At 48.9% G+C, this 18,512-nt stretch carries 17 protein-coding genes and 1 pseudogene; all 18 read left to right on the top strand.

Annotated features, from left to right (window positions below; genetic code table 11):
- Positions 1-15: 15 nt before the first annotated feature.
- The 18 genes and pseudogenes from FPL14_RS11095 (at position 16) to argB (ending at position 18,500) form a co-directional block, all read left to right on the top strand.
- Positions 16-1,341 (top strand): DUF4910 domain-containing protein, encoded by a 1,326-nt coding sequence (locus FPL14_RS11095; protein WP_220471234.1) that lies wholly within the window; start codon positions 16-18, stop codon positions 1,339-1,341.
- Positions 1,338-2,138 (top strand): formyltransferase family protein, encoded by an 801-nt coding sequence (locus FPL14_RS11090; RefSeq protein WP_182302998.1) that lies wholly within the window; start codon positions 1,338-1,340, stop codon positions 2,136-2,138. Before FPL14_RS11095 ends, FPL14_RS11090 begins: the two co-directional genes overlap by 4 nt.
- A gap of 32 nt (positions 2,139-2,170) precedes the next feature.
- Complete coding sequence (pseH, locus tag FPL14_RS11085) at positions 2,171-2,710, top strand: UDP-4-amino-4,6-dideoxy-N-acetyl-beta-L-altrosamine N-acetyltransferase (RefSeq protein ID WP_182302997.1); 540 nt, start codon at positions 2,171-2,173, stop codon at positions 2,708-2,710.
- Between the two features lie 24 nt (positions 2,711-2,734).
- Complete coding sequence (locus FPL14_RS11080) at positions 2,735-2,959, top strand: acyl carrier protein (protein WP_182302996.1); 225 nt, start codon at positions 2,735-2,737, stop codon at positions 2,957-2,959.
- Positions 2,960-2,962: 3 nt separating this feature from the next.
- Positions 2,963-4,207: an ANL family adenylate-forming protein gene (locus FPL14_RS11075; RefSeq protein WP_182302995.1), complete on the top strand. Its 1,245-nt coding sequence runs from the start codon at positions 2,963-2,965 to the stop codon at positions 4,205-4,207.
- A pseudogene (locus FPL14_RS11070) lies at positions 4,204-4,928 on the top strand (SDR family NAD(P)-dependent oxidoreductase). Before FPL14_RS11075 ends, FPL14_RS11070 begins: the two are co-directional and overlap by 4 nt.
- 61 nt (positions 4,929-4,989) lie before the next feature.
- The gene (locus FPL14_RS11065; protein WP_182302994.1) at positions 4,990-5,937 is read left to right on the top strand and encodes a dTDP-glucose 4,6-dehydratase; all 948 of its coding nucleotides are present in this window, start codon (positions 4,990-4,992) and stop codon (positions 5,935-5,937) included.
- Between the two features lie 25 nt (positions 5,938-5,962).
- Positions 5,963-7,147 carry a UDP-4-amino-4,6-dideoxy-N-acetyl-beta-L-altrosamine transaminase gene (gene pseC / locus FPL14_RS11060; RefSeq protein WP_182302993.1) on the top strand — a complete coding sequence of 395 codons (1,185 nt, stop codon included), beginning with the start codon at positions 5,963-5,965 and terminating at the stop codon, positions 7,145-7,147.
- A gap of 1 nt (position 7,148) precedes the next feature.
- Positions 7,149-8,288 (top strand): class I SAM-dependent methyltransferase, encoded by a 1,140-nt coding sequence (locus tag FPL14_RS11055; RefSeq protein ID WP_220471233.1) that lies wholly within the window; start codon positions 7,149-7,151, stop codon positions 8,286-8,288.
- Positions 8,289-8,429: 141 nt separating this feature from the next.
- Positions 8,430-8,627: a cold shock domain-containing protein gene (locus FPL14_RS11050; RefSeq protein WP_115993872.1), complete on the top strand. Its 198-nt coding sequence runs from the start codon at positions 8,430-8,432 to the stop codon at positions 8,625-8,627.
- 222 nt (positions 8,628-8,849) lie between these two features.
- A complete protein-coding gene (gene hpf, locus FPL14_RS11045) occupies positions 8,850-9,413 on the top strand; it encodes a ribosome hibernation-promoting factor, HPF/YfiA family (protein ID WP_182302992.1) in 564 nt (187 codons plus the stop codon).
- Positions 9,414-9,550: 137 nt separating this feature from the next.
- Positions 9,551-12,064 carry a preprotein translocase subunit SecA gene (gene secA / locus FPL14_RS11040; RefSeq protein WP_182302991.1) on the top strand — a complete coding sequence of 838 codons (2,514 nt, stop codon included), beginning with the start codon at positions 9,551-9,553 and terminating at the stop codon, positions 12,062-12,064.
- Positions 12,065-12,116: 52 nt separating this feature from the next.
- A protein-coding gene (prfB, locus tag FPL14_RS11035) for a peptide chain release factor 2 (RefSeq protein ID WP_182302990.1) occupies positions 12,117-13,236 on the top strand; the annotation gives its coding sequence in 2 pieces (ribosomal slippage) (positions 12,117-12,194 and positions 12,196-13,236; 1,119 coding nt in all).
- Positions 13,237-13,479: 243 nt separating this feature from the next.
- Complete coding sequence (locus tag FPL14_RS11030; protein WP_182302989.1) at positions 13,480-14,193, top strand: hypothetical protein; 714 nt, start codon at positions 13,480-13,482, stop codon at positions 14,191-14,193.
- A 45-nt stretch (positions 14,194-14,238) separates the two neighbouring features.
- Positions 14,239-15,159, top strand: a complete 921-nt coding sequence (locus tag FPL14_RS11025) for a YitT family protein (RefSeq protein WP_182302988.1) — start codon at positions 14,239-14,241, stop codon at positions 15,157-15,159.
- 221 nt (positions 15,160-15,380) lie between these two features.
- Positions 15,381-16,433, top strand: a complete 1,053-nt coding sequence (argC, locus tag FPL14_RS11020) for an N-acetyl-gamma-glutamyl-phosphate reductase (protein ID WP_182302987.1) — start codon at positions 15,381-15,383, stop codon at positions 16,431-16,433.
- Positions 16,434-16,463: 30 nt separating this feature from the next.
- Positions 16,464-17,693, top strand: coding sequence for a bifunctional glutamate N-acetyltransferase/amino-acid acetyltransferase ArgJ (argJ, locus tag FPL14_RS11015; protein WP_182302986.1), 1,230 nt, complete (start codon positions 16,464-16,466; stop codon positions 17,691-17,693).
- Positions 17,694-17,708: 15 nt separating this feature from the next.
- A complete protein-coding gene (gene argB / locus FPL14_RS11010; RefSeq protein WP_182302985.1) occupies positions 17,709-18,500 on the top strand; it encodes an acetylglutamate kinase in 792 nt (263 codons plus the stop codon).
- Positions 18,501-18,512 lie beyond the last annotated feature (12 nt).

The following is an 18,512-nucleotide window of genomic DNA, read 5'->3' as shown; positions in this document are numbered from 1 at the left end:
AAACATGAAGAATTCATGCAAATAAATCAATTATTCGACCGACTATTTCCGATCTGCCGAAGCATTACAGGGGAAGGGCTCCGCGAAACTCTTTCACTGCTATCCGAACATCTCCCGCTTGAGAAACTTGCCGTGCCGACGGGTACTCAAGTATTCGATTGGGAGGTCCCGCAAGAGTGGGTTATCCGCGATGCTTGGTTAAAAGATCCTCAAGGCAACGTGATCGCCGATTTTAAGATTTCGAATTTGCACATCGTTAATTATAGCGAACCCGTTCACGCCAAGTTGTCCCTTGCAGAATTGAAGAAGCACTTGTACACGGTTCCGCATCTTCCGGAAGCGATCCCCTACGTCACTTCCTATTACAAACGAAGATGGGGGTTCTGCATTCCTCATAAGGTATTGGAAGCATTACCGGAAGGGGAGTACGAAGCGTTTATCGATAGTTCGTTTATTCAGGGCGAGATGAACTATGGACATGTTGTTTTGCCGGGTAAGTCCGAGCGCGAAGTGCTTATCAGCAGTTATATTTGCCATCCTTCCTTGGCCAATAATGAACTGAGCGGTCCGCTTGTTGCGGCATTTTTATACAAGCGGATAGCACAATGGCAGCATCGCAGGTTTACTTATCGATTCGTTTTTGTACCCGAAACGATTGGAAGCATTGCGTACTTGCATCGTTTCGGCGATCACTTAAAGCGAAATTTGCATGCGGGACTTGTTCTGACGTGTATAGGCGGAAATGAAATATTGAGCTACAAGTTCTCCCGTTCTGGACGCAACCCAATTGATCGGATATGGAAACAAATGATCGCCAAAGATTCTCTGGAAGGCAATTCGCGAATTTTTACGCCTGAACACGGTTCGGACGAGCGCCAATATTGTTCTCCAGGGTTTAATTTACCCGTGGGTCAGATGTCGCGTATGGTTTACGGGGTATACCCCGGTTATCACAATTCCTTGGATACTAAGGAATCGATGACGATTGAAGCGCTGCAGCAAAGCGTGGACGACTTGGAAAAGATACTCCTTGCCAACGAAGCGGAAGGATATTATGTTAACCGTTTTCCTTACGGGGAGGTTAAGCTCGATAAACACGGCTTATACCCGGATATGAACTCCTCTTCCACGTTTGTACGGTCGAATAATCATATCGAAGATAATCGTGTTCAGTTAAATCGAACTTTGACTTTTCTTAACTATGCGGACGGAGAGCATTCATTAAGCGAGATCGCCGACCTGTGTCGTTGCGGAATTGATAAGCTTCTCCCTTACGTTAAGCTATTAACTGAAAAAGGGATAATAGATGGGCCGTATTTTGAGAAGGGAGCTTCTATATGACTACGATTTTCATGACCGGCTCACACCCTAGGCATTTGCATGTCGCTAAGCGATTATACGACGAAGGACTGCTCGACGGATTGTTGATCGAGAAGCGCGAGGAATTCGTGCCGAGTCCTTCTTCTAGCTGGCCGGAAATAGATGGAAATAATTTCATTCGGCATTTCCAAGATCGTGATCATGCGGAGCAGCGTTCATTTGGCGCTATTAAGCTCGATTATTTTAATAAAATTCCTATTAAACAAGTAACGTTAGATCAATTGAATAGCCAAGAGACGGCTCAATGGGTAAGCTCTATGAATCCGGATACCGTTCTTAGTTATGGCATTCATAAACTGAATGACGACATGCTGGCCGTTTTGCCTGAACGGGCCTGGAACATCCACGGAGGCCTTTCCCCATGGTATAGAGGCAATACGACTCTGTTCTGGCCATTTTATTTCCTGAAGCCGAACTGGGCGGGAATGACGGTCCATCATCTAACTTCGAAGCTGGACGGAGGAGATATTATTCATCATTCCGTACCGATGCTTAGTCGGGGAGAAGGTATCCATGACGTGGCTTGCAATGCCGTAAAGCAAGTCGCGGAGGATTTGATCCGCATTTTGAAGCTTGTTCGCAATAATCAGACGATCGTTGCGGTACCGCAGAAGAGCAGCGGAAAGTTATTCATGTCCGCGGACTGGATGCCGCAGCATCTCAGGTTAATTTACAATACTTTCGACAACGATATTGTGGATCGATATTTAGACGGAGAGATCGTATCGGAAGCTCCGAAACTGGTTAAAGCTTTCTAAATCCGATTCAAAACCATTAGTTGGAGGGTGTCATGTTCGAATTCGTCAAGTTGCAAGAGTGCCACCTCGAACAAGTCTTAGGCTGGAGAACGGATCCCGACGTCACTCGGTATATGTACAACGATATAGAGCATAATTTGGACAATCAGAGAAAGTGGCATGCGAGAATCTCGCAATCTTCCTCGGATAAGTACTGGGTCATATCCATAAAAGGCGTTTTAGTAGGCGTTATTTCGTTGAACGGAATCGACGAGACGAACAAAAGGACTAGCTGGGGATATTATATCGGTGAAGAGAGATATAGAATTTATGGGGGAATTATTCCTCCTTACTTATATAATTATGTGTTTAGCGAGCGGAACTTACGGAAGATTACGGCCGAAGTGATGGAAGGCAACGACAACGTCATGAAAATTCATAAACTTCATGGATATAGAGACGTAGGCGTTTATAAAGAACACGTTTATAAGTATGATAAATTTCATGATGTTTATCTTCTGGAGCTAGCCAAAGATCAGTGGGAATTGAAGTCTGCTAAATTCAAGAAATATATTGGACGGTTCGAGGACTAAGTATATCATCAGGAGGCGGGTTCAATGGAGCGATTATTAGAGATAGTAAACGATATGTTCGAGGAGTCCGGAAGACAGCCGATCGACAGTCTGGAAAATTCCATGCACTTAAGAGACGACTTAAACATGGATTCTCTAATGTTAGCCGAATTAACGGTTCGGATCGAAGCTGAATATGAAGTCGACATTTTCGAGAACGGCATCGTTCAGACGATCGGAGAGATCATTTCGCGGATTGAAGGGAAATAACCAATGGAGCCTATCTTTCTAGTTCATGGGGAGCGTCAATATACGTATGGCAAGTTAATCGAGGATCTGAATAGTAAAAGGCGTTACAGCCCCTACTTATACGTCGAACATAACAGGCCCTATGAAATATTCTTATCGATCATTCATAGCTTGGTATACGATTATTCCCTTGAACTGCTCGACGGCGATTTTTCCGAGCAAGAGCTCGAAAACCTCGGGATTGAGAAGCATGCGTTATCAGTCACAGCTGAAGCGGATATGCGGATTTGCGTTAAGGATACGGACGATCTGTTCCTTCGAATTAAACAAAATCAAAAATGGACTTTGACCTTATATACGTCCGGTACGACTGGACGACCCAAAAAGGTAAGCCATTCTTTTCATACTTTAACTAGGAATATTAAAGTAAGCGATAAGTTCCATGGGGCCAACTGGGCGTTTGCCTATAACCCGACTCATATGGCTGGATTACAAGTGTTTTTTCAAGCCCTGCTGAACGGAAACATGATGGTTTATTTTTTTGACGAGCAACCTAAGAATTTTCCCCAGCTTTTCGAGAAATATTCAATCACCCATATTTCGGCCACGGCGACGTTCTATAGAAATACTGTCCATTATCTTAATAACCTAGTCTTTACCGGCGTGAGAAGTATCGCTTTCGGCGGGGAGAAGTACGATTCGGCTTTAGAGAATGTATTCAAGCCAATCTTTCCTCAGGCGATTATAAGAAATATATATGCGTCTACGGAAGCGGGGAGTTTGTTTGTCGCGAGAGGCGATATATTCCACATTCCGGAATCGATACAGCCTTATGCAACCATCAAGGAGAACCGATTATTCATTCATCGAGCGTTGTTGGGAGCCTCGGAGTCTTTGGCGCTGGATGGGGAATGGTTTAATACGGGCGACCTGGTGGAACAACTCGATCGATTTAGTTTCAAGTTCCTATCGCGGCAATCGGATCTCATTAACGTCGGCGGATACAAAGTAAATCCGATAGAAGTAGAAAATATATTGATGAAGGTTCCAGGCGTTGTTGATGCGTTAGTAAAAGGCAAGGAAAATAGCGTAACCGGCATGATTCTTGTCGCGGATATCGTGAAAGAACATGGCATTGAAGAGAAAGAGCTCAAAAAAACGATCAAACAGGCAGCGTCGCTCCAATTGCAGGAATGGAAAGTGCCTCGGATCATCACGTTCGTAGAAGAAGTTCTAACTACCAGAACGGGAAAGAAGGCTAGAAAATGAAGTGGATTATCGTCACGGGGGACTCTAAGGGGCTGGGGAAAGAAATCGTTACCCAAATCCTGTCGGACACCGACTATGGAGTAATCGGAATAAGCCGTTCATCGGAAGAGCCGATCCATCAGCTAATAGCGGAATATCCCGATAGATTCAAGCATCTTTCTTTTGATTTGTCGAATTCAAGCGGAATCAAGCAACTTTATTTGCAACAAATTCGCAAAATAGGACCGATATACGGTTTAGTGAATAATTCTGCGGCGGCTTATGACGACATCGTATCCAACCTAAACATGGAGAATCTGGAGCAGATGTTTCATGTTAACGTATTCTCCGCGATGAACTTAACGAAGTATGCGATACGGGATATGTTGCTTAACCACATTGAAGGGTCTATCGTCCATATTTCTTCCGTAAGCACGCATACGGGATACAAAGGATTAAGCATGTATGCGGCAAGCAAAGGCGCCATGGAAGCATTTTCTCTTAACGTTGCCAGGGAATGGGGCAGCAAGGGGATACGCTCCAATTGCGTCTTCCGGGATTTATGGAGACGGCTATGAGCGCTTCTCTAACGCCGGAACAGAAGGAACGTATTTACAAAAGAACTTCGTTAAAGAAAGAAACGGACGTGGAAAGCGTGGCAGGTACGGTATTGTTCTTGCTCTCGAAGAAGTCGCGTTCCATAACGGGGACGGTAATTCGCGTAGATAACGGAACGATCTAGAACAAAGTGTAGCTATTCATTTAATACATTCTAAATAAAAGATTGAGAGGTTAGGCTGCCAATGAATATCCTACTCACCGGCGGAGCCGGATTTATTGGAAGATGGGTGGCCAAGAGGCTGCTGGACGACGGACATGCCGTATGGATATTGGATGATCTATCTAATGGACGCGAAGTGAATATCGAAGAGTTCAGAGCCCATCCGGGTCTGATAGACTTTATACATGGTTCCTTGATGAATGAAGCTTTATTGGCTGATTTATTTGCCGCTCATTCTTTCGATGTTTGTTATCATTTGGGCGCGTCTATTAACGTTCAAGATTCTATTGATGATCCAAGAACCACTTTCAATAATGATACCCTTGGTACGTTCTATATTCTTGAGCAGTGTCGGAAGCATCAAGTTAAGGTCGTCTTCATGAGCACTTGCATGGTGTACGATCGTTGCAACGATATAGAAGGCATTAAGGAAATCCACCCCATTAAACCGGCGTCGCCTTACGCCGGCGCCAAGATCGCGGCAGAGAATATGGTGCTGTCTTACTACTATGCTTATGGGCTTCCGACAGTCGTTATCCGTCCATTCAATACATACGGTCCCTTCCAGAAAACGGGCGGAGAGGGCGGGGTTGTCGCTATTTTCATCAAAAACAAGCTCGCCGGGAAAACCCTCAATATTTACGGAGAAGGTACACAGACCCGTGACTTGCTGTATGTTGAAGATTGCGCCCGTTTCGTCGTCGAAGCTGGATATTCCAATAAGGTCGACGGCGAGATCGTTAATGCTGGCTTAGGAAGCGATATCACCATTAACGATCTTGCGGAGCTTATCGTCGGGGATAAATCTCGCATTGCTCACGTTGAGCATATTCATCCGCAGAGCGAGATCCAAAAGTTGCTTTGTAATTATGAAAAAGCGAATAGTCTTCTTGGCTGGAAACCGGAAGTATCCTTGGAGGAAGGTATTCGTCGTACGGAGCAGTGGATACGATTGACAAATTTAATTTAAGCCGGATGGAGGCTATTTACCGGACATGACTGAACCAAAGCATCCGATTAGAGACACTTTTCTTCCCTACGGCAAACAAATGATTGACGAAGACGATATCGAGGCTGTCATACAGGTGCTAAGAAGTCCTTACATAACCCAAGGACCCGCTATCGACAAGTTCGAGCGAGCGATCGCCGAATACTCGGGCGCGAAGTATGCGGTCGCCTTTAGCAACGGCACCGCGGCATTGCATGGAGCATGTTATGCTGCTGGAATTGGCCCTGGTGATGAAGTTATCACGACTCCGATCACTTTCCTTGCTAGCAGCAATTGTGTGTTATATTGCGGAGGCGCTCCTGTTTTTGCGGATATTCGCTCCGATACTTATAACATCGATCCCGACGGAGCCGCCAAGAAGATTACGCAGAGAACGAAGGCGATCATCGCGGTTGATTTTTCGGGTCAACCGACCGAAACCGACCGTCTGTCGACGCTTGCTCATGATCACGGCCTTGTGTTGATCCAGGACGCGGCTCATTCTCTAGGTGCTACTTACGCGGACAGAAGAGTAGGATCGCTGGCCGACATGACGATGTTCAGCTTTCATCCAGTGAAGCATATTACAACTGGCGAAGGCGGTGTGATCGTTACGGATAACGAACAATACCGCGATCGTCTTCTTATGTTTAGAAGTCATGGAATGACTAGAGATCCCGAGTTACTAGAGCGGAACGACGGTCCGTGGTACTACGAGATGCATGAGTTGGGTTACAATTACCGGATGACCGATATTCAGGCCGCTCTAGGGGCTTCCCAAGTCCATAAGCTTGACCGTTTGATCCAACGAAGAAGGGAAATCGCAGAAGCGTACGACCGAGCCTTTTCGAATATTCCCGGTCTCACGATTCCTTATCAACTTCCGCAGGCGGATTCCAGCTGGCATTTATACGTTGTGAGATGGGATGAAGGGCTCGTTATGGGAGGGAGAGACCGCGCGTTCGAGCTATTGCGTTCGATGAACATCGGAGTACATGTCCATTATATTCCGATCTATCGTCAACCTTATTACCGGAAACTGGGCTATGATCGTGAAGAATATCCCAATGCAGAACACTTCTATCGTACTGCCATGACGTTGCCGCTATTTCCCCAGATGTCCGATCAGGACGTGGAAGACGTGATACAGTCTGTTCTTCAGGTGGCGCAGCAATTGAGGAGTGGAATGTGAGATGATGAACGAGACGACTAGCAAAAAAATCATAATTTTTGGTACTGGCAGTTACGCCGACAAGCTGTGTGATTCGTTTCCAGAGTTAAACGTAGAGTATTTTGTAGATAACGATTCGAACAAGTGGGGCTCGGAGTTTAATGGAAAGAAAATAGAGAGCCCCGAAACTCTGCTTAAGGAAAACCCGGATCATCTGGCCGTACTGATTGCTAGTTCATATGCAAACCAGATTTCTTCGCAATTGAATAATCTAGGTTTTCAAGAAGGGCGACAATATTTCTTTATTAAAGATTTAAGCTTTCTCGCCGGTTATTTTCGTTTGTATGAGGATGGGCATTATTATTCTCCATATCCTTCGAATCAAGAGATTAGAGCCAGGGAGAGCGAATTGTTCGATCGTACCCGATCGGAGTTGCCTGGCATAGACTTGAATGTGGCCGATCAATTATCGTTTTTGCGAGCGATTAGCGTTTATATCAGAGAATTCCCGTATGTAGGTGGGAACGGTAACAATGGGCTGCGATACGTCGGCGATAACCTTTATTTTGGATTGGCAGATGCTTTCTGTTTATACGGAATAATTAGGCACGTGAAGCCACGCAGAATTATAGAGGTAGGTTCTGGATATTCATCTGCTGTTATGCTAGATACCAATTCTATGTTTTGCAACGGCAACGTGAATTGTACTTTTATCGAGCCGTACCCCGATCGACTGCTTTCCTTGTTGAGCTCGGAAGAAGAACGTCAGCGAATCGTAGCAGAGAAACTTCAAGATGTGGACATAGCCTTGTTCGATGAGCTTGAGGCGGGAGATATATTGTTTATCGATAGCTCCCATGTGTCCAAAATCGGTAGCGATGTAAATAGATTGATTTTCGACATATTGCCACGCTTGAAAGCGGGAGTTTTCATTCACTTTCATGACATATTCTATCCTTTCGAGTTGCCGGCGACATGGATTTATGAAGGAAGAGCGTGGAATGAATCATACATTTTGCGGGCATTTTTGCAGTTTAATGAATCGTACAAGATTAAGTTGTGGAACCATTACCTTAGTCTGCACCACGCAAAGTTTTATAGCGAGTTGATTCCTCCGGGTAGTCTGCTCGGCGGCGGAAGCATTTGGATTGAAAAGTGCTAGCAGTCTTCGAAGGAATGCACCATGACACCGCTTACAAAAAATCGTTGACACCAATCTTTACCTGATGTTATATTCGAAATGTGGGCTAGGCACAAATGCTTACGTCTAACGTCATTTGAATATGAAGGGAATGTTTAACACATGCAAGGTAAAGTAAAATGGTTCAACGCGGAAAAAGGTTACGGTTTCATTGAAACAGAGCAAGGTGGCGACGTGTTCGTTCACTTCTCCGCTATTCAAATGGACGGCTACAAAGCTCTTGAAGAAGGCCAAACGGTTGAATTTGACATCGTTCAAGGCGCAAGAGGTCCTCAAGCAGCTAACGTTACAAGAGTGTAATCATACCGGCGCGTCTGCGTCGAACAATCATACAAGATGTGGGTTACATGTAGTAATGAAATTGCCACGCTACCCTGGAGAAATCCGGGGTTTTTTATTTCTCGAATCTTAATTTATATCAAATAAGCCAAATTATCTAAAAATTCAAAATTATTTGCGGAATGTTTTGAAACAGCTGCCCAGAGTGTGTTATCATAGATTCATGCAAAGGAGGAGTGCCCCATGAAATACAACATTCGTGGTCAACGTATGGAAGTAACAGATGCTTTGCGTGAGTACGTTGAGAAGAAGCTGAGTCGCCTGGAGCGGTATTTTGAAGCACCTCCCCAATCCGATGTAAACGTAACCCTAAGCGTCACGAAAGGCCACCAGGCTATCGAGGTTACGATCCCTCTTCCAGGAGCGCTGCTGCGCGCCGAAGAGAAGAGAGATGACATGTATGCGTCGATTGACTTTGTAGTGGACAAACTGGAAAGGCAAATCCGCAAACACAAAACGAAAATCAACCGCAATTTCCGCGAAGCCGGATCGGCTAGAGCGCTCTTTAAGGAAGACTTCGGCAACGGGAATGGCGTAACGACACTCACTAGAGATGAAGAAGACGATCTGGAGCTCGTTCGGACGAAACGCTTCAACTTGAAGCCGATGGATGTCGAGGAAGCGATTCTTCAGATGAATCTAGTAGGGCACAATTTCTATGTATTCGCGAACACGGACACCAAAGAAGTAAGTGTCGTGTATCGTCGGAACGATGGGAAATACGGATTAATCGAAGCCGCTGAATAAACAATAATAAGTAGCCTCGGCTGTTAGCAGCCGGGGTCTTTTTGCGATTTCCAGATACCCTTCCTTGCTCCCTATACTCCAAACTGATAAAATGAGAAGATGTTGTTAGACCCGTGAGAGAGAGGGGTACATCCTATATGTTGGGACTTGTCAAAAAGATATTCGGAGATGCTAATGAACGTGAGGTGAAACGGCTCCTTAAAACCGTTGACCAAATTAACGGCCTGGAGTCATCCATCGCCCAACTAAGCGACGATCAACTTCGCGCGAAGACGGAAGAGTTCCGTGCCCGCATCGCCAAAGGCGAGTCCCTGGATGACATTCTTCCAGAGGCATTCGCAGTCGTAAGAGAAGCGTCCAAGCGAGTGCTGAACATGCGCCACTTCGACGTGCAGTTAATCGGAGGTATGGTGCTTCATCAAGGCAAGATCGCCGAGATGAGAACCGGCGAAGGGAAGACGCTTGTCGGTACCTTGGCCGTATATTTGAACGCCTTGCAAGGCGAAGGCGTACACGTCGTTACGGTCAATGACTATTTGGCGCAGCGCGATAGTGCACTTATGGGGCAAATTTATTCCTTCCTGGGCATGACAGTCGGCTGTAACCTTCATGGCCTTACCCATGAGGAGAAGCGTGCGGCTTATGCTTGCGATATCACTTATGGAACGAACAATGAATTCGGGTTCGATTATTTGCGCGACAACATGGTTCTGTACAAAGAACAGATGGTGCAGCGTCCGCTTCACTACTCCATCATCGATGAAGTGGACTCCATTCTTGTCGACGAAGCGCGGACTCCGTTGATTATATCCGGTCAAGCTCAGAAATCTACCGAGCTGTATTATGCCGCCGATCGCTTAGTTAGCCGTTTGACCGATACCGAAGATTTTACCGTGGATATCAAAATGCGCAGCATCGCCCTGACGGAAGCCGGGGTTACGAAGGTAGAGCGGGCATTTAATATCGACAACTTGTACTCCCACGAGAACGTAACGCTGAATCATCATGTTAACCAAGCGTTGCGCGCCCGTTTTATTATGAAACGCGACGTCGATTACGTCGTTCAGGAAGGCGAAGTCGTCATCGTCGACGAATTCACCGGACGTTTGATGGCCGGCCGTCGTTATAGCGAAGGCCTTCACCAAGCTATCGAAGCGAAAGAGCAGCTCGAGGTTCAGAACGAGAGCATGACTCTCGCTACGATCACGTTCCAGAACTACTTCCGGATGTACCAGAAGCTGGCCGGGATGACCGGTACGGCTAAGACTGAGGAAGAAGAATTCAAACGTATTTACGGCTTGGAAGTCGTTCAAGTACCGACGAACCGCCCGAACATTCGTCATGATATCCCGGACGTCGTATACAAATCCGAGAACGGCAAGTACCGCGCGGTCGTAGAAGAGATCGTTCGTCGTCACGCCACCGGACAACCCGTGCTTGTCGGTACCGTCTCCATCGAGAATTCCGAACGGATCTCGGAGATGCTCAAGAAGAAAGGCGTATCTCACCAAGTGTTGAACGCCAAGTATCATGCCGAAGAAGCGGCGATTATTTCCAACGCCGGACAACACGGCACCGTTACGATCGCTACCAACATGGCGGGACGCGGAACGGACATCCTGCTCGGATCCGGCGTCTCGGAAATCGGCGGCCTTCATATTATGGGTACGGAGCGTCATGAATCCCGCCGTATCGATAATCAATTGCGCGGTCGCGCGGGTCGCCAAGGCGATCCGGGTTCGTCGCAATTTTACTTGTCCATGGAAGACGAGCTCATGCGCCGCTTCGGTGCGGATAATATTATGGGGATGATGGAGCGCTTAGGGTTTGACGAGGACTCTCCGATCGAGAGCCGCTTGATCTCCCGCGCGATCGAGTCCGCTCAAAAACGCGTCGAAGGCAGCAACTTCGACACTCGCCGTATCGTTCTTCAATACGATGACGTCATCAATCTGCAGCGGGAAAGAATTTACGGCGACCGTCGCGCGATTCTGAACTCCGATAACATCCGCGAGATCGTCACCGGAATGATCAAATCCGTCATCAATCGCGCCGTGGACAGCTACTGCTCGGATAGCGACGTGCCGGAAGATTGGGATATGGACGCTCTTGTCGCTTACGCCCACCAGCATTTCCTGCCGGAAGATCGCGTCAGCAAAGACGATCTGTGGGGCAAAGAGAAGGAAGAACTCGTCGAATATCTCGTCGATGCAGTCGAGAAGCTATACGACGAACGCGAAGAGTCCATCGGCATCGATACGATGCGCGAGTTCGAGAAAGTGGTCGTACTCCGCGCCGTCGATAGCAAATGGATGGATCATATCGACTCGATGGATCACTTGCGCCAAGGAATTCACTTGCGCGCGTACGGCGGTAACGACCCTCTTCGCGAGTATCAATTCGAGGGGCACAACATGTTCCTCGCCATGATCGAGCGGATCGAAGAAGAGATTACGATGTACGTCATGAAGGCGCAAGTACAATCGCCTCCTAAGCGGGAAGCCGTTGCCGAAGGGCAAGCCGTCGACGCGAAAGCGGAGGCAGGCCCGAAAAAACCGAGAACCCGCGACGCGAACGCCGTAGGACGCAACGATCCATGCCCATGCGGCAGCGGCAAGAAATACAAATCGTGCCACGGTCGCATAGACTAACGCAAGGCGACGTTCATAGCGCTTGCACAAGATTTTATGAGGTGATTTCAACATGTTCGAACTAGATATATCCGTTAAGCAAGATCTTCGCGGGAACGCGAAGCGACTTCAGCAACTCAGGGGGTCTCTTTGACTTAGATCTGAAGAAAGAACAGATCGAGAACTACGAGGTCAAGATGAGCGACCCGAACTTCTGGGACGATAACGAGAAAGCTCAAGCTATCATCGGCGAGATGAACGCGATCAAGGCGGTCGTCGATCAATTCGAGGGCCTGGAGAGCGAATGCCGGGACTTGACGGATATGCTTGAGATTCTCGAAGAAGAGCCGGACGAAGCAATGGTTGAAGAATGGACGGAGAACGTCAAAGGCTTATCCGGCAAGGTCGACTCCTTCGAGCTTCAACTGCTGTTGAACCAGCCGTACGACAAGCTGGACGCCATTCTGGAGCTTCATCCCGGCGCCGGCGGAACCGAATCGCAGGATTGGGCTCAAATGCTGTACCGGATGTATACGAGATGGGCTGAGAAGCGCGGCTTCAAGGTTGAACTGCTCGACTACCTGCCAGGCGACGAAGCGGGTATCAAGAGCGTTACGATCCTTGTCAAAGGACATAACGCTTACGGCTATCTTAAGGCGGAGAAGGGCGTTCACCGGCTCGTGCGGATCTCTCCGTTCGATGCTTCGGGCAGAAGACACACTTCGTTCGTATCTTGCGACGTCGTTCCGGAGATCAACGATGAAATCGAAATCGACATTCGCCCTGAGGATTTGCGAGTCGACACGTACCGCTCTAGCGGAGCGGGCGGACAACACGTCAACAAGACGGATTCGGCCATTCGGATTACGCACTTGCCGACGGGGATCGTCGTAGCTTGCCAGACGCAGCGCTCCCAGATTCAGAACCGCGAGAAAGCGATGAAGATGCTCCAGTCCAAGCTCTATGAACTGAAAATCCAAGAGCAACAAAAGGAATTGGCCGAGGTGCGCGGGGAACAGATGGACATTGCGTGGGGCAGCCAGATCCGCTCTTACGTATTCCACCCTTACAGCATGGTCAAAGATCACCGTACTTCTGTGGAGACAGGCAACATAGGCGCCGTTATGGACGGAGATTTGGATTCCTTTATCGACGGATATTTACGCAACCAAATCAAGCAAGAAGTGCAATAATCGCATGGTAGTCCGAAAAGACTTCTTACATCGAATAGGTGTAGGAAGTTTTTTTCATGATTTGGCACGTTGGAGCTGGAGATTCTTTACTTGATCATCATTAGCGTCTATAAATGAATAGGAGAAATTACATCAAGAGAAATCGAGGGATTTTACATGGCTAAGGTTTGGAGATTTAATTTATTTCTGGTTGCGGTTATCGTGATAGCGATTATTTACGTGTGGAATACGAAGAACGGCGAAGTGAAGCCGAAAACGGTTCCCGTAGTCGAAGTTAAACCTACGGTGGAAATATTGGAGCAAGCCGAGAGCATTTATGGATATACTAGCGTCGGGGAAACGCCTCCGGGCGAAAGCGAAACCGTTTATTTAACAAAAGCCATAACAATAACCAATCCGCACGATTTTCCGGTGATTATCGGCGAGGTAAAAAACGACGCTTATGATACATCCAACTCCTCAATCTCTTCGAATGAAATGTTTGGACTCGTACCACGTCGCACGGTTGCGCCAGGAGAAGTCGTTCACATCGCCGGCACGGATTACCTCAGCGAGATTTCCTTCCGCGAAGATTATGGTTCTAGCGAGACTACTTTCGAAGTGTACAAAGACGAAGGAGTATTTGTGCCCTATACAAATCTGGATACACTAAGTTTGAGTTATCGATTCGAGGATGCGGATCCCGGGAATACCGTTTTAGCGATAGATGCCACTTTCGAGAATCCTTCTTCAATTAACGTAGACACATCCGAGCTCCAGTTTGTCGTCTTCTTCTACGATCGTAACGGCAAGTTGATAGGTGGAGATAACGAAACGCATATTACCTTCAAGCCCGAAAGGATCAGACCGGGAGATCAAAAGCAAATTTCCTTCGAAGGAGCATTGCTGGGAAGAGAATTTTCCAGAGAAATAGGCTCAATCAAAGTATTTGCAGGGTGCGACAGATGTAGAGCATAGTTGTCCCTGATTTATACGGAATATTACGGGAAAAGAGGAACATCCATGACTACTAACGATAATCAAACTCGGTCTATCCCTACGATATCCAACAATCGCAGAACGAAATCCCGGTTCTCGTCTCGCACGAGAACGGTATTTAGTTATATTCTTATGCTGGTCGGATCGTTTTTCGTCGCAGCCAGCTTTAATCTATTCCTGTTGCCTAACCAGATCGCATCCGGAGGAGTATCGGGAATATCCGTTATTCTCGATACGTTAGCGGATATCCCGCCTGCGCTTTCGCAATGGGCGCTCAACATTCCTTTTTTCATTGCGGGAGTCGTCGTCTTAGGTAAGCCTTTTGCGGTTAAGACCGCGGTAGGTTCAGTTGTCTTGCCTTTATTCGTGCTGTTAACATCGCATTGGACGCCGCCGACTCACGATCCGCTCCTCGGTTCGCTGTATGGCGGATTGGGCGTCGGGTTAGGGCTTGGACTCGTGTTCCGGGGAAGGGGGTCGACCGGAGGGTTGGCCGCTGCGGCGCAAATCATTCATCGCGTAATCGGGATCCGTCTGGGGCTTGCGGTAGCCATATTGGATGGGCTCGTTATCCTCTGCGCCGGGTTATTCATTTCGTTAGAGAATGCCTTGTACGCGCTCATCGGTTTGTTCGCGACCAGCAAAACGATCGATCTCATCCAGACCGGTTTCGAGAACTCCAAGGCCGCGTTTATTATTTCCAAACACCCCGAGCAAGTATCGAATGCGATTTTACATGAATTGGATCGGGGATTGACCAAGCTGCAAGGGGTAGGCGGGTATACCGGAGACGAGCGTCCCGTCTTGCTCGCCGTAGTGGGGCAGAACGAAGTGGTAAGGCTGAAGCTGCTTGTCCGCGACGTGGACCCGGATGCTTTCGTGATCATTACGAACGCGGCCGAGGTGCTGGGGGAAGGGTTCCACGACGAGAGGCAAATCCAATAAAACGAACAAGCAAATGAATACGGTCATTGAATAAATAATACATTGGATGTATAATAATACATAATTCGAATTTCGGACGCAACTGAAGCGATTTATCCTCTCAAGAGAACGGCTTGACTACAATCCATTCTTTCCATCGAGGTCGTTATTAGGTACAATGAGGATGGTTTTGCCAAGTGCGCGATGTTGGCAATAGGAATGTTATGCATGGGGGAGTTAATATGGAATCTACACTAATCCGCGCGGCGATCGTCGGGTCTACCGGCTATGGCGGCGTCGAACTCATTCGTTTACTGCAATCTCATCCGAAAGTAACCGTTACGTCGGTCATCTCCTCATCTGCCGCGGGGACGCCGATCGCCGAAGGTTTCCCGCATTTGACGGAAATCCGTACGGACCTTCTGGACGGAATCGATATGGATTTGATCCGTTCCAAGGCGGACGTCGTGTTCTTGGCGACCCCGCATGGCATTAGCATGAAGCTCGCGCCGCAGTTTCTGGAAGCGGGTCTTAAAGTCATCGATCTATCCGGTGATTTCCGTTTGAAATCGGGCGATGTTTATAAACAGTGGTACAAACACGAGCCGGCCGATCAGGCGCTCGTAGATCGTGCGGTATACGGTCTAGCCGAAGTATATGGCGAGCAAGTGGCGACCTCCGACTTTATATCCAACCCTGGATGCTTTACGACGTCCGCTCTGCTCGGGCTGTATCCGGCGGTGAAAGCCGGGTGGATCAATCCGGACAGCATTATTATCGATGCGAAGTCCGGCGTGTCCGGAGCGGGCAGGGGATTGAACTTAAGCGCTCATTATTCGGAGATTAACGAAAACTTCAAAGCTTATAAAATCAATAAACATCAGCACACGCCGGAAATCGAGCAAGTGTTGTCCGAAGCGGCGGGACGTCCGGTCATCACGACGTTTACGACGCATCTCGTACCGATGACGAGAGGCATTATGTGCACGATGTACGCGACTCTTACGGAGAAACGCGCAACCGCGGATTTCGTAGAATTGTACCGTCAGTTCTACGAAGGCCGCAAATTCGTTCGCGTACGTCCGGACGGCACATGGCCGGCGACGAAGGAAGTATTCGGCACGAACTATTGCGACATCGGCTTCTCCATAGACGAGAGAACGGGACGTATCACGTTTATCTCCGTCATCGACAACTTGGTCAAAGGCGCTGCCGGCCAAGCCATTCAAAACTTGAACCTGTTGATGAACTGGGACGAGACGCTCGGACTGCAGTTCACGCCGGTATATCCTTAATTCACGGACGAGAGGAACGGACGGACTATCATGGGAAATCAGCTTTATTCGATCGTAGAGGGCGGCGGCGTTACGACGCCTAAAGGCTTTAAGGCCGGAGGCCTGCATTGCGGGCTGAAAAAAACGGATCGGCACGACCTGGGCGTCATCTTATGCGAGGTTCCGGCTGCGGCGGCAGCCGTGTATACGACGAATTTATTTCAAGCGGCGCCTCTTCTAGTGACGAGAGAAGCTTTGGGCCAGGGCGGCATTCTTCGCGCGGTTATCGTCAATAGCGGCAACGCCAATGCCTGTACGGGCGCGCAAGGGGAAGCGGACGCGCGGGCGATGCAGGCGAACGCGGCGGAAGCTCTCGGCGTAAGCAAAGATCAGGTAGCGGTAGCATCTACCGGCGTTATCGGCGAGCTGCTTAAGATGGATCGAGTGAATTCGGGGATCGAGAAGCTGCCGGCGAAACTGAGAGGCGACGTTCAAGGGTCCGACGATTTCTGCCAAGCGATTCTGACGACTGACCTCGTTAAAAAAGTCAGCTGCGTAACTTTGAATGCGGACGGGCGGCAAGTGACGATCGCGGGAGCTGCCAAAGGCTCGGGAATGATCCATCCGAACATGGCGACGATGCTCGGTTTCGTCACGACGGATGCGCGTATCGGCGCGCCGCTCTTGCAAGAGGTTTTGCGCGAAGTGACGAATCTAAGCTTTAACATGATTACCGTAGATGGCGATACGAGCACGAACGATATGCTGGTGGCGATGGCTAGCGGATTGGCGGACAATACCGAATTAACCCGCAACCACCCCGATTTCGCTGCTTTCGTGGACGGTTTGCGGCATGTGTGCGCCGAGCTGGCCAAAGCGATCGCTCGCGACGGCGAAGGCGCGACGAAGCTGATCGAGACGACCGTCATCGGAGCGGCTAGCGACGAAGCGGCGCAAGCGATCGCGAAGACGATCATCGGCTCCAGCTTGGTGAAGTCGGCCGTGTTCGGCGCAGACGCGAACTGGGGACGCATTATCGCCGCCGTCGGTCGGGCGGGACAGCCGGTTAACGTGGGAACGGTAGACATCCGTCTGGGGGACATTCTCGTGTTGGAGCAATCCCGCCCGGTTCCTTTCGACGAAGATATAGCATTGGAATATTTAAAAGGCGATACCGTCGGCATCAACGTGAACCTCAACATGGGCAGCGGGCAAGCGACGGCGTGGGGCTGTGATCTAACGTACGATTACGTGCGAATCAATGCCGCCTATCGGACGTAAGGAGAGCGGATATTCATGAGCGATCATCGTTTTGTAATGAAATGCGGAGGCAGCACGTTGGCTGCTCTCCCGGATGCGTTTTTCGAGGATTTGCGCGATTTGCAAGCTAGCGGAACCCAGCCCGTCATCGTCCATGGAGGCGGTCCGGCCATTAACGAGACGCTAGGAAAGCTAGGCATCGAAAGCCGATTCGTCAGCGGATTGCGCGTAACGGACGAAGCGACGCTCGACGTCGTCGAGATGGTGCTGGCCGGTCGCATCAACAAGGAGATCGTACGCAAGCTGCAGCAGAACGGCGCCAAGTCGATCGGGCTTTCCGGCACGGACGGCAAACTCATCGAAGTCAAACCGGTCGCGAACGCTAACGAAGTCGGCTTGGTCGGCGACGTTACCGGAGTGAACGCTTCTTTGGTGGAAGGCATCATCGAGCTAGGATACTTACCGGTTATCGCTCCGATCGGGATCGACGCGGCGGGCCAACGATACAACATTAACGCGGACACGGCCGCGGGCGCGGTCGCTTCCGAGCTGGGCGTGGATACGATGATCGTCGTCACGGATGTTCCGGGTATCATGCGCACGGTGAACGGAGAGAAGGTCGTGCTGCCTCAGGCGACTTTTGCGGACATAGAAGAAATGATTCGAACGGAAGAAATATACGGCGGCATGATTCCGAAAGTCAGGGCGGCCATGAGCTGCCTGCACGGCAAAGTCAAAGAAGTGCTGATCGTGGACGGCTCGGCGGAGCGAGTGCTCAGCAAGGCGGTAAAGGAAGGCAATATCGGAACGCGGATCGTAAGATCGTAAAGCGAATCGGGT

It is taken from the genome of Cohnella cholangitidis (assembly GCF_014107495.1).
In the GTDB taxonomy this organism is placed as follows: Bacteria; Bacillota; Bacilli; order Paenibacillales; family Paenibacillaceae; genus Cohnella; species Cohnella cholangitidis.
Note: the sequence above shows the minus strand (reverse complement) of the source record. Positions and strands in the feature narration are given on the sequence as shown.

Coding starts and splice junctions, on each gene's coding strand:
- FPL14_RS11095 (WP_220471234.1), top strand. CDS start 16: ATGCAAATAAATCAATTATTCGACCGACTATTTCCGATCTGCCGAAGC.
- FPL14_RS11090 (WP_182302998.1), top strand. CDS start 1,338: ATGACTACGATTTTCATGACCGGCTCACACCCTAGGCATTTGCATGTC.
- pseH (WP_182302997.1), top strand. CDS start 2,171: ATGTTCGAATTCGTCAAGTTGCAAGAGTGCCACCTCGAACAAGTCTTA.
- FPL14_RS11080 (WP_182302996.1), top strand. CDS start 2,735: ATGGAGCGATTATTAGAGATAGTAAACGATATGTTCGAGGAGTCCGGA.
- FPL14_RS11075 (WP_182302995.1), top strand. CDS start 2,963: ATGGAGCCTATCTTTCTAGTTCATGGGGAGCGTCAATATACGTATGGC.
- FPL14_RS11065 (WP_182302994.1), top strand. CDS start 4,990: ATGAATATCCTACTCACCGGCGGAGCCGGATTTATTGGAAGATGGGTG.
- pseC (WP_182302993.1), top strand. CDS start 5,963: ATGACTGAACCAAAGCATCCGATTAGAGACACTTTTCTTCCCTACGGC.
- FPL14_RS11055 (WP_220471233.1), top strand. CDS start 7,149: ATGATGAACGAGACGACTAGCAAAAAAATCATAATTTTTGGTACTGGC.
- FPL14_RS11050 (WP_115993872.1), top strand. CDS start 8,430: ATGCAAGGTAAAGTAAAATGGTTCAACGCGGAAAAAGGTTACGGTTTC.
- hpf (WP_182302992.1), top strand. CDS start 8,850: ATGAAATACAACATTCGTGGTCAACGTATGGAAGTAACAGATGCTTTG.
- secA (WP_182302991.1), top strand. CDS start 9,551: ATGTTGGGACTTGTCAAAAAGATATTCGGAGATGCTAATGAACGTGAG.
- FPL14_RS11025 (WP_182302988.1), top strand. CDS start 14,239: ATGACTACTAACGATAATCAAACTCGGTCTATCCCTACGATATCCAAC.
- argC (WP_182302987.1), top strand. CDS start 15,381: ATGGAATCTACACTAATCCGCGCGGCGATCGTCGGGTCTACCGGCTAT.
- argJ (WP_182302986.1), top strand. CDS start 16,464: ATGGGAAATCAGCTTTATTCGATCGTAGAGGGCGGCGGCGTTACGACG.
- argB (WP_182302985.1), top strand. CDS start 17,709: ATGAGCGATCATCGTTTTGTAATGAAATGCGGAGGCAGCACGTTGGCT.